The organism is Aquisalimonas sp. 2447, assembly GCF_012044895.1.
Taxonomy (GTDB): domain Bacteria; phylum Pseudomonadota; class Gammaproteobacteria; order Nitrococcales; family Aquisalimonadaceae; genus Aquisalimonas.
The window spans coordinates 1,038,609-1,053,069 of the sequence record NZ_CP050695.1; the positions used below are offsets into that span (position 1 = coordinate 1,038,609).

At 65.8% G+C, this 14,461-nt stretch carries 11 protein-coding genes; 5 read left to right on the forward strand and 6 right to left on the reverse strand.

Annotation, left to right across the window (positions count from 1 at the left end):
* Nucleotides 1-20 precede the first annotated feature (20 nt).
* Nucleotides 21-815 carry an SDR family NAD(P)-dependent oxidoreductase gene (locus tag KU884_RS04810; RefSeq protein WP_167781552.1) on the reverse strand — a complete coding sequence of 265 codons (795 nt, stop codon included), beginning with the start codon at nt 813-815 and terminating at the stop codon, nt 21-23.
* A gap of 396 nt (nt 816-1,211) precedes the next feature.
* Here KU884_RS04810 and KU884_RS04815 point away from each other — a divergent pair, with 396 nt between their 5' ends.
* Nucleotides 1,212-2,039: an IclR family transcriptional regulator gene (locus tag KU884_RS04815; protein ID WP_167781553.1), complete on the forward strand. Its 828-nt coding sequence runs from the start codon at nt 1,212-1,214 to the stop codon at nt 2,037-2,039.
* A 13-nt stretch (nt 2,040-2,052) separates the two neighbouring features.
* Here the strand turns inward: KU884_RS04815 and ispA are convergent, their stop codons facing one another.
* Nucleotides 2,053-2,970, reverse strand: a complete 918-nt coding sequence (ispA, locus tag KU884_RS04820) for a (2E,6E)-farnesyl diphosphate synthase (RefSeq protein WP_254432173.1) — start codon at nt 2,968-2,970, stop codon at nt 2,053-2,055.
* Nucleotides 2,939-3,187, reverse strand: coding sequence for an exodeoxyribonuclease VII small subunit (locus tag KU884_RS04825; protein WP_167781554.1), 249 nt, complete (start codon nt 3,185-3,187; stop codon nt 2,939-2,941). Before KU884_RS04825 ends, ispA begins: the two co-directional genes overlap by 32 nt.
* Nucleotides 3,188-3,414: 227 nt before the next feature.
* On the opposite strand from KU884_RS04825, the gene parE reads away from it, so the two are divergent.
* The 3 genes from parE to htpX all read left to right on the forward strand — a co-directional run bounded on the left by parE (nt 3,415) and on the right by htpX (nt 8,678).
* On the forward strand, nt 3,415-5,307 hold the full coding sequence (gene parE, locus KU884_RS04830) for a DNA topoisomerase IV subunit B (protein ID WP_167781555.1): 1,893 nt from the start codon (nt 3,415-3,417) through the stop codon (nt 5,305-5,307).
* Nucleotides 5,308-5,434: 127 nt separating this feature from the next.
* Nucleotides 5,435-7,696, forward strand: coding sequence for a DNA topoisomerase IV subunit A (gene parC / locus KU884_RS04835; protein ID WP_167781556.1), 2,262 nt, complete (start codon nt 5,435-5,437; stop codon nt 7,694-7,696).
* Nucleotides 7,697-7,790: 94 nt separating this feature from the next.
* Nucleotides 7,791-8,678 (forward strand): protease HtpX, encoded by an 888-nt coding sequence (gene htpX, locus KU884_RS04840; protein ID WP_167781557.1) that lies wholly within the window; start codon nt 7,791-7,793, stop codon nt 8,676-8,678.
* A gap of 67 nt (nt 8,679-8,745) precedes the next feature.
* Here htpX and KU884_RS04845 read toward each other — a convergent pair whose 3' ends face one another.
* The 3 genes from KU884_RS04845 to epmB form a co-directional block, all read right to left on the reverse strand.
* Complete coding sequence (locus KU884_RS04845; protein ID WP_167781558.1) at nt 8,746-10,827, reverse strand: EAL domain-containing protein; 2,082 nt, start codon at nt 10,825-10,827, stop codon at nt 8,746-8,748.
* Between the two features lie 40 nt (nt 10,828-10,867).
* Nucleotides 10,868-12,505, reverse strand: a complete 1,638-nt coding sequence (locus KU884_RS04850; protein ID WP_167781559.1) for a hypothetical protein — start codon at nt 12,503-12,505, stop codon at nt 10,868-10,870.
* A 95-nt stretch (nt 12,506-12,600) separates the two neighbouring features.
* Nucleotides 12,601-13,626 (reverse strand): EF-P beta-lysylation protein EpmB, encoded by a 1,026-nt coding sequence (epmB, locus tag KU884_RS04855; RefSeq protein WP_167781560.1) that lies wholly within the window; start codon nt 13,624-13,626, stop codon nt 12,601-12,603.
* Nucleotides 13,627-13,777: 151 nt separating this feature from the next.
* Here epmB and efp point away from each other — a divergent pair, with 151 nt between their 5' ends.
* Nucleotides 13,778-14,347 carry an elongation factor P gene (gene efp / locus KU884_RS04860; RefSeq protein ID WP_167781561.1) on the forward strand — a complete coding sequence of 190 codons (570 nt, stop codon included), beginning with the start codon at nt 13,778-13,780 and terminating at the stop codon, nt 14,345-14,347.
* Nucleotides 14,348-14,461: the final 114 nt, after the last annotated feature.

The window sequence follows — 14,461 nt, forward strand, 5'->3', positions numbered from 1 at the left end:
TCCTCCGCGCCGCGGCTTGACTAGACCTTCATGCCGGGCATGTTCAGGGATGCAGTATTGCCGCCGTCCACCGCCAGCGCCTGGCCGGTGATGAAGCTTGCATCATCACTGGCCAGGAACAAGATGGCGGCGGCCAGCTCTTCCGGCCGTCCATAGCGACGCAGCTCGCAGCGGGCACCGAGCTTGTCCTCCTTGCCCCGCTCACGGGCGTAGTCGAATACCCGTTTGGTCATGCCGGTCTCGGTGAGACCGGGGCAGACCGCGTTGACGCGCACACCGAACTCGCCGAGATCGCAGGCGCTGGTCTGAGTCAGGTTGATCACCGCGGCCTTGGACGCGCTGTACGGGTTGCCGCCGGCGCCGGCGCGGATTCCCGCCACGGAGGCAGTATTGACGATGGCGCCGGCGCCCTGCTCGCGCATGACGCGACCGGCGTACTTGGTGCCGAACATGGCGCCGAGCAGGTTCACGTCCAGCACCCGTCGCCATGTGTCCGCCTCGTCCTCCATGACCGGGCCGTAACCGCCGCCGGTGATGCCGGCGTTATTGCACATGATGTCCAGGCGCCCGTACTGCTGACAGGCGGCGTCGATCAGGTCGGCGACTTCCTGTTCGTTGGCGACGTTGACGGTCCGTGCCACTACCTCTGCGCCGGTCTCGGCGACCTGTCGTCGTGTTTCCTCGAGATTGGTCTCGTCAATATCTGCGATCATCAGGCGCGCGCCCTCACGGGCGAAGCGGACTGCCGTAGCGCGGCCGATGCCGCTGCCCGCGCCGGTGATGACGGCGACACGATCTGGAATGGATGTTGTCATGGAGGTACGGTCCCGCAGTCATGTGTTTCACTACCGCTCCCGACGCGAGGGAAGGGCCGGGGGCGCGAAACTTGTTTTTTGCCGCCTCGAGGGCGGGAGGCACTTCCGTCGGCGCGGGCGGCGCCCCCGCCGGGACGATCACTTTTCAGGAAACGTTACACCCTCGAGCGGTTTTCGACAACTGGACTTTTATTCCGCATGGCGGAATGATACCTGCAGTAGAGGAGAACGCGAAACGCAGTTCCGCACTGTGGACGCGTGTTCGGGGCAAGGTGCTACCATGCGTTCCTGGAGGAGCCCGCCAGACAACAATAAGCGGGGAGCAATCCCGGTGTATAACGCGGTCGGAGCCTCGCGGCCCTGGTGAGCGAGGCGAGAGGGAATGGACGAGAGATCATGCGACAGAAACCCGTAGCGCTGGTGGATTTCAGCGCCCATGAGCAGGATGGCAAGAAGGACCGCAACTTCGTCATGGCTCTGGCGCGGGGGCTGGAGATCCTCCGTGCCTTCCGGCCGTCGGATGGATTACTGAGCAACCAGGAAATCGCTGCCCGCACCGGGATTCCCAAGCCAACGGTCTCCCGGCTCACCTATACGCTCACCAAACTCGGTTACCTGAGTTATTCGGAGCGCCTGGAGCGCTACCAACTCGGTACCGGGGTGCTGGCCCTGGGCTATTCCAGCCTGGCCAGCATGGGCATTCGGCAGGTCGGGCGGCCGCTCATGCAGGAATTTGCCGACGATACCGGAGCGTCCGTCTCCCTGGGCAGCCGCGACCGGCTGAGCATGGTCTACCTGGAGAACTGCCACGGCCAGGGCGCGCTGACGCTGCGCCTGCAGGTGGGCTCGCGGGTTCCCGTGGCCACCACCGCCATGGGGCGCGCATTCCTGGCGGCCCTGCCGGAGGCGGAGCGGGAGTACCTGCTGGATCATATTCGCCGCAAGGATGAACAGGCCTGGCCCCGCGTGCGCCAGGGGATCGAGCAGGCGGTGGCGGATTACCAGGAAAAGGGCTACTGCATCTCTGCCGGAGACTGGGAGCGGGACGTCAACGCTGTTGGCGTGCCCCTGGTGCTGGATGACGGCTCCGACGTAATGGCATTCAACGCCGGCGGCCCGTCGTTCCGGCTGCCGCGGGAGGAACTGGACCGGCACCTGGGGCCGCGGCTGGTTAACCTGGTGCGAACCGTGGAATCACGTCTGTCGTCCGGCGGCGCCCAGTAGCCACCTGAAGGCGTCAGTGCTGCCGCTCAACGATGAACCGGGCGATGCCCCGCAGACAGTCGGCGCGCTCATCGAAGGGCTCCAGGTTGTGCAACGCGCGCTGCACGAGTTCATGGCCGCGGGCCCGCGCCTCCTGCAGGCCCAGTAGGCCGGGATAGGTGGCCTTTTCCAGTCTGGCGTCGGCGCCGCTGGTCTTGCCGATGGCTTCGGTGGTCCCCTCGACATCGAGGATGTCGTCGCGGATCTGGAAGGCGAGGCCGACGCTCTTGGCATAGCTGTCGAGTCGTTCCAGGGTGTCGCTGTCGGCATCATCGGCGGCGTGGGCGGCCAACATGACACTGGCGCGGATCAGGGCGCCGGTCTTGTGAATGTGCAGGTCTTCCAGCTGCGCCAGATCCAGAGGTTGTCCCGCGGCGGCCAGGTCCAGCGCCTGCCCTCCTACCATGCCCCGTGACCCGGTGGCCACCGCCAGACTGCGCAGCATCCGTACCCGTGCTTCGGCGGGCAGCGGGGGGTCGGCATCCGCCACGGCGCGAAACGCCAGCGACTGCAGGGCGTCCCCCACCAACACCGCCGTGGCTTCGTCATAGGCCTTGTGGCAGGTGGGTTGCCCCCGGCGCAGATCGTCGTCGTCCATGCACGGCAGGTCGTCGTGGACCAGCGAGTAGGCGTGAACCAGCTCCACTGCGCATGCCGGGCCGTCCAGATTCCTCGGCGGAATCCCCAGGGCCTCGCCGGTGGCGTAGACGAGCACAGGGCGCAGCCGTTTGCCGGTGCCGAGCACCGCATAGCGCATGGCCTCGTGCAGTCGCATGGGCAGCGTATCGCCGCCGGGAAGCAGGCGATCCAGCGCCTGCTCGACCTGCGCACGATACGCAGGCAGGCGATCTTCCAGGATCTCACTCGGTGTCGGGTGCGAAGGGCTCGGCACGGTCTTCGTCTCCTTCTCCTTCCCGGGTGAGGATCTCCACCTTCTGTTCCGCCTCGGTGAGCGCTTTCTGGCAATGGCGGGTCAGCGCGATGCCGCGCTCGAACGCCTGCAGCGAGTGTTCCAGGGACAGATCACCCTTCTCCATGCGCTCCACCAGCTCCTCGAGTTCCTTGAGCGCCTTCTCGAAATCCACGCCCTCGCTGCTGTCGTCAGTCATGATGCGTCTCGTCGTCCGGAACCGTGAATCCCAAGATGCTGGGACACTAGCGCAGGCGGGTCGGGTGGTCAATTTACCGCCGGCCAGGGTGTGCAGCCGTCGTCGCGCGTCCGCCGCCATGGTACTCGCCGCAAAGCCACAGGCACTGTAGACTGCCCCCGCCGGTCCGGCCGTGGCGGGGCCGATTCGCAGGCATTTTCCCCAGGCAATGGTCCTCGGTAGAGGTTATGGCAGAGAGCTACGATTCCGCGTCCATTGAAGTGCTCACCGGGCTGGATCCCGTACGCAAGCGGCCCGGCATGTACACCGACACCACCCGGCCAAACCACCTGGCCCAGGAGGTGATCGACAACAGTGTCGACGAGGCCATCGGCGGTCACGCCCGGCGCATCCTGGTCACGTTGCACCACGATCATTCACTCTCGGTGGAGGATGACGGCCGCGGCATGCCGGTGGATGTCCACCCCGGTGAGGGTGCGCCGGGGGTGGAGGTGATCCTCAGTCGGCTTCACGCCGGCGGCAAGTTCTCGCAGAAGAACTACCAGTTCTCCGGCGGCCTGCACGGGGTCGGGGTCTCGGTGGTGAACGCGCTGTCCAGGCGTCTGGAAGTCACGGTGCGCCGGGATGGTAAGGAATACCGGATCGTGTTTGCCAATGGTGAGAAGGTCTCCGATCTGGAGGAGATCGGCACCGTCGGCAAACGCAATACGGGAACCACACTGCACTTCTGGCCCGACTCCGGCTATTTCGACAGCGCCCGGTTCTCGCTGCCGAAGCTGCGCCACATCCTGCGGGCCAAGGCGGTGCTTTGCCCGAAGCTGGAGGTCGTCTTCCGTGACGAGGCCGGCGAAGAAGAGACGATCTGGTACTACGAGGACGGCCTGCGCGACTACCTGGCCGGCGCCCTGGTGGACCTGCCCCGCCTGCCGGATGAGCTCTTCACCGGCCGCATGACCGGCAACACGGAAACCGTGGAATGGGCCCTGGCGTGGCTTCCCGAGGGGGGCGAGACGGTCACCGAATCCTACGTCAACCTGATCCCCACGCCTCTGGGCGGAACCCATGTCAACGGACTGCGCACCGGGGTGACCGATGCCCTGCGGGAGTTCTGCGAGTTTCACAATCTATTGCCCCGGGGCGTGAAGATCACCCCGGAGGATGTCTGGGAGAACATCGCCTTCGTGCTGTCGGTAAAGCTGGAGGATCCGCAGTTCTCCGGCCAGACCAAGGAGCGGCTTTCGTCCCGGGAGTGCGCCACTTTTGTCTCCGGAGTGGTCAAGGACGCCTTCAGCCTCTGGCTGAACCAGCACGTCACCACCGCCGAGACCATCGTCCAGCTGGTGTTGGCCAATGCCAACCGGCGCATGCGCTCCTCCCGCAAGGTGGCGCGCAAGCGCGTGAGCAGCGGCCCCGCGCTACCGGGCAAGCTGGCTGACTGTACCGCCCAGGATCCACAGCGCACCGAGCTGTTCCTGGTGGAGGGGGACTCCGCCGGCGGCTCGGCCAAGCAGGCCAGGGATCGGGACTACCAGGCGGTGATGCCGCTGCGGGGCAAGATTCTCAACACCTGGGAAGTCGACCCATCGGAGGTGATGGCGTCCCAGGAGGTCCACGACATCGCCGTGGCGCTGGGCATCGAGCCCGGCTCGGATGATCTCTCCAAGCTGCGTTACGGCAAAGTCTGCGTTCTGGCGGATGCCGACCCCGACGGCGCCCATATCGCCACGCTGCTGTGCGCGCTATTCCTCAAGCACTTTCCCGCGGTGGTACGCGCCGGGCACGTGTTCGTCGCCATGCCGCCGCTGTACCGGGTGGATGTGGGCAAGCAGACCTTCTATGCCCTGGACGAACACGAGCGCGAGGGGATTCTCGACCGCATCGAGGCGGAGAAGATGAAGGGCAAGGTCTCCACCACGCGGTTCAAGGGTCTGGGCGAGATGAATCCGGTGCAGCTGCGGGAGACCACCATGCGCCCGGATACGCGGCGGCTGGTACAGCTGACGGTGGATGCCCCGGAGGAGACCGAGCGGCTGATGAACATGCTGCTGGGCAAGCGCGCTGCCGGCGACCGGCGCAGCTGGCTGGAGAGCAAGGGCAATCTCGCGGATGTGCTGGTGTAGCATCGGGCCGCCACCCGGCCGTAGGAGCGACGTCAGTCGCGACTCTTGCGATCAAAAGCCGCCACCGTCGCGACTGACGTCGCTCCCACAGACAGTGTCAATGCATCTGTAGCAAACCGAGCAACCGATGACCGAAATCGAAGGCAGCAACCACGAGTTCGAATCCCGGCCCCTGCACGAGTTCACGGAGAAGGCGTACCTGGACTACTCCATGTACGTCATCCTCGACCGCGCCCTGCCGAACATCGGCGATGGCCTCAAGCCGGTGCAGCGGCGCATCGTCTACGCCATGTCCGAGCTGGGCCTGTCGGCCCTGGCGAAGTACAAGAAGTCCGCCCGCACGGTGGGTGACGTGCTGGGCAAGTACCACCCACACGGCGATGCCGCCTGTTACGAGGCCATGGTGCTCATGGCCCAGCCCTTCTCCTACCGCTATCCGCTGGTGGACGGCCAGGGCAACTGGGGCTCACCGGACGATCCCAAGTCCTTCGCCGCCATGCGCTACACGGAATCCCGGCTGGCCAAGTACTCCGAGGTGCTGCTCGCGGAGCTGGGGCAGGGCACCGTGGACTGGGTGCCCAACTTCGACGGTACCATGGACGAGCCGTCGCTGCTGCCGGCACGCCTCCCCAACGTGCTGCTCAACGGCGGCACCGGCATTGCCGTGGGCATGGCCACGGACATCCCCCCGCACAACCTGCGCGAAGTGGCCAGTGCCTGTATCCGCCTGCTGGACGAGCCCGAGGCCTCCCTGGAGCAGCTCTGCGAACACGTCCAGGGTCCGGATTTTCCCACCGAGGCGGAGATCATCACGCCCCGGGAGGACATCCGCAAGATCTATGAAACCGGCCACGGCAGCGTGCGCGCCCGCGCGCGCTACCGGGTGGAAGAGGGCGATATCGTCATCGATGCGCTGCCCTTCCAGGTCTCCGGCAGCAAGGTGCTGGAACAGATCGCCGCGCAGATGCACGCCAAGAAGCTGCCCATGGTGGAGGACCTGCGCGACGAGTCCGACCACGAAAACCCGACCCGCCTGGTGGTGGTGCCGCGCTCAAACCGCGTGGACACCGACGAGGTGATGAAGCACCTGTTTGCCACCACGGACCTGGAGAAGAACTACCGGGTCAATATCAACGTCATCGGGCTGGACGGCCGCCCCCAGGTCAAGGACCTCCGCGGGTTGCTGCTGGAGTGGCTGCAGTTCCGCACCGAGACCGTGCGGCGGCGCCTGCAGTGGCGGCTGGACAAGGTGGAGGCGCGGCTGCACATCCTGGAAGGATTGCTCACCGCCTATCTGAACATCGACGAAGTGATTGCCATCATCCGCGAGGAGGACACGCCCAAGCCGGTCCTCATGGAGCGCTTCGGCCTCAGTGACCGGCAGGCGGAGGCCATCCTCGAGTTGCGCCTGCGCCATCTGGCAAAGCTCGAAGAGATGAAGATCCGCGGGGAGCAGGACGAACTGGAGGCGGAGCGCAAGCAATTGCAGGCGACCCTCGGTTCGGAAGCGAAACTGCGGCGGAAGGTGGGCGAGGAGCTGAGTGCCGACGCCGAGACCTACGGCGATGACCGCCGCTCGCCGCTGGTCGCCCGCAGCGCCGCCCGTCCGTTGGACGAGGCCGCCCTGGTGCCCAGCGAACCGGTGACCATCGTGCTCTCGGAGAAGGGCTGGGTGCGTGCCGCCAAGGGCCACGACATCGACCCGGCCACCCTGAACTACAAGGCCGGCGACGGTTACCTGTCCCACGCCCGCGGGCGCAGCAACCGCCAGGCGCTGTTTCTGGACTCCACCGGCCGCGCCTATGCGTTGCCGGCCCACAGCCTGCCCTCGGCCCGCAGCCAGGGGGAGCCGCTCACTGGTCGCCTGTCGCTGCCCGCGGGAGCCCGTTTCGAACACGTGGTGGCCGGTGACGATGAGGATCGGCTGATTCTCGCCTCGGACGCCGGCTACGGGTTCGTCACCACCGTGGCTGACCTCTATGCCAAGAACCGTGCCGGCAAGGCGGTAATCACGCTGCCCCAGGGCAGTGCCCTGTTGCCGCCCGCCCTGATCCGCGATGCGGACAGCGATGCTATCGCTGCGCTGTCCACGGCCGGTCGCCTGCTGGTGTTCCCGGTGACGGAGCTGCCGCAGCTGGCAAAGGGCAAGGGCAACAAGATCATCGGCATCCCTGCCGACCGGCTGAAATCAGGCGAGGAACGTCTGCAGTCGCTGGTCGCCGTGCCCGCCCGAGCCAGTCTGGCACTCACCGCAGGCAAGCGCACACTGACGTTGAAGCCCGGGGATCTGGAGAACTTCCGGGCCGCCCGCGGGCGCCGCGGTTCGTCCTTGCCGCGTGGATTCCAGCGCGTCAGCGCCATGGAGGTAGTGAGTAACGAGGACTCTTGAACCTGTCGGTTTGTGCCCCATCTAACAGTATGTTCAAGGGCGTAACGTCGGGCCCGTCCCGATTGATGTTCCAACAGGAGAATCCGGACAGATCATGAAGCGCGTCTCACTGTTTCTGATGACCAACCTGGGCATTCTGCTGCTGCTCGGGATCATGCTGAACGTCTTCATCGAGCCGATGATGGCCCGGGAAGGCATGCACATGAACACCACCTTCATCCTGATCCTGGCCGCCGTGCTGGGCATGGGCGGGTCGTTCATTTCCCTGGCCATGTCCAAAATGATGGCCAAGCGCATGACTGGCATGCGGGTCATCGACAAGCCGGCCAATCCCACCGAGCAGTGGCTGGTGGATACGGTGCGCCGGCATGCGCAGCAGGCGGGCATCGGCATGCCGGAGGTGGGCGTTTACGAAGCCCCGGAGATCAACGCCTTCGCCACCGGCATGAAACGGGACGACGCGCTTGTGGCCGTGAGCTCCGGACTGCTGCGGCAGATGAGCTCCGATGAGGCCGAAGCGGTGATTGGCCACGAGGTGGCCCACATCCAGAATGGCGACATGGTGACGCTGGCGCTGATCCAGGGCGTGCTGAACACCTTCGTGATCGTGCTCTCGCGGGTGGTGGGCATGTTCGTGGACAAGGTGATCTTCAAGAACCAGCGTGGCTACGGCCCCGGCTTCTGGATTACCACCATCATTGCGCAGGTGGTGCTGGGGATCATCGCCAGCATGATCGTTCAGTGGTTCTCCCGGCAGCGCGAGTATCGTGCCGATCTGGGTGGCGCCAACTTTGCGGGGCGGGAGAAGATGATTGCGGCGCTGGAAAAGCTGAAGAAGAACGTGGAGCCGTCCACGCTCCCGGAGCAGGTGGAAGCGTTCGGCATCTCCGGGCGCATGGGCTCCGGCTTCAGGCGCCTGATGATGAGCCACCCACCACTCGAGGATCGTATCGCCGCGCTGCGCGAGCGCCGGTACGGTTGAGCCCGGGACGCGCTGAACGCTGCCGCCGGATCAGTTCAGCGCGTCCCTGCAGTGTCCCTTGGCACGTTCAGATGACCGTGCCGGTGAAATCGTAGTCCAGATTGCGTGAGGGCGCCTGCAGGAAGTGGCCCTGGACGAAGTCCACCTGGTGTTGCCAGTACGTGGCCATGGCCATGGCGTCCTCGACGTAGCCGGCGATGACGCTCTTCTTCATGGCATGGGCATTCTCGATGATGCCCTTGACCCGTTCCTGGGTCTCCTCGTTGGTGGCCAGGTCCTGACCCAGGGAACGGTCCAGCTTGAGGTAGTCTGCCGGCAGATGCTTCACCAGCTGGAACGGGTTCACGCCGCTACCGAAGTGGTCCAGGGTGAACCCGCAGCCCAGTTCCTTGAGCCCGCGGAACATCTCCCGCGCCTCGTTAAGCTGGGTGACGGCCACGGGCTCGTTGACCTCGAAGTTGAGATTCTTCCCCTTGATGCCGTGGGCTTTCATGCGCTCGCCCAGGTACTCGAGGAACGATGGCTCGGAAAGCGTCCGGCCGGAGAGCTTGATCATCAGCGTCATGGCGGAGTCCGCCTGGAGCTTGGACTTGAGGGTCTGTAGCGCGTGTTCCACGACCCAGCGGTCCACCTGCGGCATCATGCCGATCTCTTCCGCCCGGGGTACGAAATCCGCCGCCATCATCTCGACGCCGTCCTCGTCCCGTAGCCTGACGCGCACCTCGTAGCGTGCCGTGGTGTCACCGCCCAGTGAGGCCACCGGCATGTACACCAGCAGGAAACCATCCCGCTCCAGGGCATCCTGTAGCGTGGTCTGCCAGCGCTGGCCGTCACCGGCGTCCCCGTCCTCGCTCTCCGCGGGCAGGAGGTGAACCTGGTTGCTGCCTGCCTCGCGGGCGATTTCACATCCCCGGTGAGCCCGGGTGATGGCGTCGTTGGCATCCCTGGTCTTCTCGCCGATCATGACGGCGCCAATGGTGCAGGTGGCGGTAACGGTGTGCTGGTCCACTTCGACAATGTGGTCCTCGACCTTCTGCCGGATGGCTTCGGCCAGGGCGATGGTGTCGTGTACCCCCTGGTGGCGAAGCAGCACCGCGAATACGTCGTCGGCGAAGCGGCCCGCCTCGGCGTTGGCGTCGGTTTCCCCGGTGATGATGCCGGCGATGTCGGTCATCACCTTGTCGCTGGCGGCAATGCCCAGTGTCTGCCGGGTGCCTTCCAGGTTCTCCACCTGGATGTAGAGCAGGCCGTGGCTGCTTTCCTCGTCGCCACCGAGTTCGTCCACGGCCTGTTCCAGGCAGTGGAAAAAATGGGTCCGGTTGTACAGGCCCGTGAGCAGGTCGGCCTTGCTCAGCGAATCGAGCTGGGCTTCCAGGTCCTGCTGGTCGGACTGATCGCGGATCAGCACCTGGGTGCACGCTTCGCCATCCACCGTGGCGGAGGAAAGGTGGACGTTGACTGCCAGTGTTTCGGAGCCGGCGACCATGTGCAGGCTTGCTTCCGGTTCACTGTGGTCACCCCGGCTGTAACGGCGCAGCAGTTCCTTGAATGTCTGCTGATCCTCGCCGGCAATCATGTCCAGCAGTGGCATGCCCTCGATATCGTCGAAGGATTCCACCCCGAACTTCTCCATGTAGGCCGGGTTGGCGTAGATGTGCATGCCCTCGTGGACGTAGGCGATAGCATCCCGGGAGCTGTCCAGCAGGGCGCTGGCGCGGCGTTCCGATTCCTTGAGCGCCTTCTCCACCTGGCGCAGGCGCCGGCGCTCCCGCAGGTGGCGCAGTTCCCGGCGGACCACCAGCTTGAGGTGTTCCAGGTCACTCTTGGCCACCAGATCCAGAGCGCCGGTTTGCATGACCTCGAGGCGCTGTTCCGGGGCGTCCTCTTCGGTGACCGCAATCAGCGGCAGATCGCGACCGCTCTCCTGAATGGCGTGGGCGGCGTCGGCGACGCCCAGCGAGTCGAGACCGGTGTTGCAGAGAAACAGCTCGAAGGCATGTTCCTCCAGCGTGTCCCGGAGATCCTCGACATCCTCCACGTGGCTTGCACGCACCGCATGTCCCGCATTGCGGAGCACGCTGATGAACATCTCCGCATCGTTCAGTGATGTCTCGGCGACCAGCAATCGGACGACGTCGTCCCGGTTCATGAAAACCTTCCTGTTGGGTTGTCTGTTCCCGGCATGCCTGTCAGGAGGCTCCGGCCGCGCCGGAGCCGGTGTCCCGGGCAAAGGTGTAGCGGCAGTAACCGCTCTGGCGTTCCGTGCATTCACGCAGAGTCAGAGGTGACGGCCCGCGCGCCGTCTGTAGCCACAGGGGACGGCCAGCGGCCAGCTCCAGTGGCGGGATCAGAATCGTGGCGGCGATCCCCAGCCTGGGGATTGGCGGCGTCATCAATGCCCCGAAAGGGGCGGTCAGACGCTCGTTAATCCCTTCGCCACGAACCTGCACCGGCTCGGGGCAGGGGGAGACCACCTGCACTCCCGCCTCCATCTGCTCCCCGCGATGGTGCCGCAACCAGCGCATGACGCCAAGCTCCCATGCGAGTTCCTGGCCCTCCAGGTGTTCCCTGATGAGAATCAGTTCGCCGACACGGAAGGAGCCGGCCCCGACGCCTTCGGCCTGTACCCGGTAGCCGCCCGCCGACCGGTCAACCATGTTCCAGCGTGTGGATACGGCCTCGGTGGCAGGGGGAGGCTGTCCTGTGGCGGGTCTTTGTTCTTCGTTGTGAACGTCGTATTTCTCGAGGAGGTCCTCCGCGGGGAACACCAGATTCCAGACGTCCGCCTCGCTGTGCACGCCCCTGGGGGAGCGTGCCTGGAATTCTGCCACCCGCGGCGTGACCGGGTCCCCGGTGAGTGTCCGGTGGATGCGGGTCAGGCCGGCGACCAGTTCTGCTTCCCCCGAGGCCTGGCGCCGCCGATAGTGCCTGGGTGCCGATTTGGCCAAGCCGGCCTCGATGGCGCGTAGTCGGCGCCGTGTGTCTTCGGGCAGTGGGCGCCCCCACGGCCAGCGGCGCGTGCTGGCCTTCAGTTCTCGGCGCAGGGTGCGAAGCAGCGGTTGCGGGTCCACTGCGGCTGCCCGCTGGTCCGGGTGGCCGATGACCCGCAGCGGCATGGGGCCGTTATCACTGGTCACCGCGATGGCGAGGGTGTCGTCACCGGCCTTGTCGGTGGCGATGAGCCGCAGGCGGTGAGCCAGGCGTCCGGCCTGCTGATAAACGCCGGCAACATCCGTTGATGTCAGGCCCCAGGGATTGCTGGCTGCTGCCAGCAGCAGCTGCCGGTACCGCAGGCTGGCGCGACGGAGGCCGGCCTCCAGGCCGTGCTCATGGAGCAGCGCCCAGAGGCCTGGCGGTGGGCTCATGTGGGTGAGGTGACTCTCCTGGAGTGCCAACCCGCCGTAATGCAGAATGCGGGCCGAGGCGAGTCGAGCGGTGCGGCTGCCGCGGCGGGAGGCTGCGTGCGCCAGCCGGTAGCCCCGAACCAGGGTTTCCATCAGCGCCAATGCCATCTGCAGTTGTTGTCTGGCGGACTCGGGCATGGGGTGGGCGCCCTGCCGATAGCTTTCGTGAAGCTGCCCCAGGATCTGTTCAGCGGCCGGGTCGAGGTTGCGTAACAGCGTGACCCTGCGCGAGGCGCTGAGCTTCGCGGCATTGAGTTCCTCGGTGCGGGCGAGAAGCCGCTCCGCCGCCCCGGTGGCGTGTGCCAGGGGCAACGACTGGAGCCAGCGCTTGAGATCACCCACTCTGGCGCCCCCCGTGGTCCCGGTCGGGTCCGCGAGGCCGTGGACGTCGGCGTGGAGGGCGGCAAATACGTCCCGGATCATGTTGTCCTTTATTCTGGGTTTGGCGACCTCTACCCAGCCAGTGTAGGCATGTGGTGAGGGGAAGCCAAATCCGGGCAGTGCGCCGGTCCGGGCCTTCAGCCGTGGCGGGGGGTGATCAGCGGGGTTTTCGCCGGCGCCCCTGCGTCTTCCCGCGCCAGGGTGGGCACCAGGTACCCGGGCAGCCGTTCGGTCAGCGCAGCCGCGAGGGTACGTGCCTCCGTCTCCGGGACAAGGAAATGGGTGGCTCCGGCGACCCGATCGAGCTGGTGCAGGTAATAGGGCAGCACGCCCAGCTCGAACAGCCGCTCGCTGAGCGCACACTGGCTGTCCACCGAATCATTCACGCCACGCAGCAGCACTGCCTGGTTGAGCAGGGTAACGCCGGCATCCCGCAGGCGACCACAGGCCCTGGCCACGCTGTCGTCCAGCTCGTTGGCATGGTTGGCGTGCAGGACCACGATCGGTTGCAGTCGCCCGGCCGCCAGCCAGTCCAGTAACCCGCCATCGACGCGTTCCGGAAGCACGATCGGCAGCCGGGTGTGCACGCGCAGACGCTGCAGATGGGGAATGTCCCCCAGGTGCCCGGCCAGCTCCGCCAATCGGTGGTCCGGAAGGCTCAGCGGGTCACCGCCGCTGAGAATGATCTCCGTGAGGGTCGGGTCGCCGGCCACATGCTTCAGTGCCGGCCCCCACTGGTCTCTGGCCGCATGGGCGGCGCCGTAGGGGAAGTGGCGGCGGAAGCAGTAACGGCAGTTGACCGCGCAGGCGCCGGTGACGATCAGCAGTGCACGGCCGTGGTACTTGTGCAGGACCCCGGGCGTGCCCATGGCGCCCAGGTCGCCCACTGGGTCAGTGTGGAAGTGGGAGTCGCGCATTTCCTCGTCGGCCAGGGGCAGGACCTGTCGCAGGAGCGGGTCCGTCGGGTCACCGGGACGCATGCGGGCGACGAAGCCGCGGGGCACCCGCGTCGGGAATTCGTCATGGCCGGAGTGGGCTGCCGCAGCCCACTCCGGGGGCAGATCCAGGGCGGCGACCAGCTCGCCGGGGTTGCGGAACCCGCGCGCAAGCTCGGTCTGCCAGGCGGGACGGGCAGTTGTGGGTGAGGCGGCAGTACTGGACATGAGACTATTGTACGCGGGTTGTCCGCTGCCTATCAGTGCAGAGGGCGTGTTTCCCGGGCGATTTTTCGTTAGCATTTCGGCGTTTTACTTTCATCGCGTGCGGCAATCACCGCGTTGCCGCCCAGCGATTCCAGTACACAACGGAGTGCCAATGGCGACCTACACCACTAACCAGTTCAAGGGCGGACTCAAGCTGATGCTCGACGGCGAGCCCTACAGCATTGTCGAGAACGAGTTCGTGAAACCCGGCAAGGGCCAGGCCTTCAACCGCGTCAAGTTGCGCAACCTCAAGACCGGCAAGGTGCTGGACCGCACCTTCAAGTCCGGCGAATCGGTTGAGGCCGCGGACGTGCTGGAGACGGAGCTGCAGTATCTCTACAGCGACGGTGAGTCCTGGTACTTCATGGATATGGAGACGTTCGATCAGGTCGCGGCGAACAAGGCGGCCATGGGTGATGCTGACAAGTGGATCAAGGAGCAGGACATCTGCAATGTGACGCTCTGGAACGGCGAGCCTCTGCAGGTGGATGCGCCGTCGTTCGTCGAGTTGAAGGTGATCGAGACCGACCCGGGCGTGCGCGGCGACACCAGCAGCGGCGGCAGCAAGCCGGCCACCGTGGAGACGGGCGCCGTGGTGCGGGTACCGCTGTTCCTGGAAGAGGGCGAGACCATCAAGATCGACACCCGCAAGAGCGAGTACGTCGGGCGCGTCAAGGACTGAGGCGCGCCTCCGCCCCGGAAAACGCTGCTATCTCCCGTAGGGTGCATCTTGATGCACCGCATGCCGCTGCTGCGGGGGCCGGCCCTTTTGACCACGCTTTTGCCGGTGCCTTCG

Bases quoted from the DNA above. Each gene is read 5' to 3' on its own strand.
- KU884_RS04845 (WP_167781558.1), bottom strand. From the start codon at position 10,827: ATGAACCGGGACGACGTCGTCCGATTGCTGGTCGCCGAGACATCACTG.
- KU884_RS04815 (WP_167781553.1), top strand. From the start codon at position 1,212: ATGCGACAGAAACCCGTAGCGCTGGTGGATTTCAGCGCCCATGAGCAG.
- KU884_RS04825 (WP_167781554.1), bottom strand. From the start codon at position 3,187: ATGACTGACGACAGCAGCGAGGGCGTGGATTTCGAGAAGGCGCTCAAG.
- KU884_RS04810 (WP_167781552.1), bottom strand. From the start codon at position 815: ATGACAACATCCATTCCAGATCGTGTCGCCGTCATCACCGGCGCGGGC.
- htpX (WP_167781557.1), top strand. From the start codon at position 7,791: ATGAAGCGCGTCTCACTGTTTCTGATGACCAACCTGGGCATTCTGCTG.
- parC (WP_167781556.1), top strand. From the start codon at position 5,435: ATGACCGAAATCGAAGGCAGCAACCACGAGTTCGAATCCCGGCCCCTG.
- parE (WP_167781555.1), top strand. From the start codon at position 3,415: ATGGCAGAGAGCTACGATTCCGCGTCCATTGAAGTGCTCACCGGGCTG.
- efp (WP_167781561.1), top strand. From the start codon at position 13,778: ATGGCGACCTACACCACTAACCAGTTCAAGGGCGGACTCAAGCTGATG.
- epmB (WP_167781560.1), bottom strand. From the start codon at position 13,626: ATGTCCAGTACTGCCGCCTCACCCACAACTGCCCGTCCCGCCTGGCAG.
- KU884_RS04850 (WP_167781559.1), bottom strand. From the start codon at position 12,505: ATGATCCGGGACGTATTTGCCGCCCTCCACGCCGACGTCCACGGCCTC.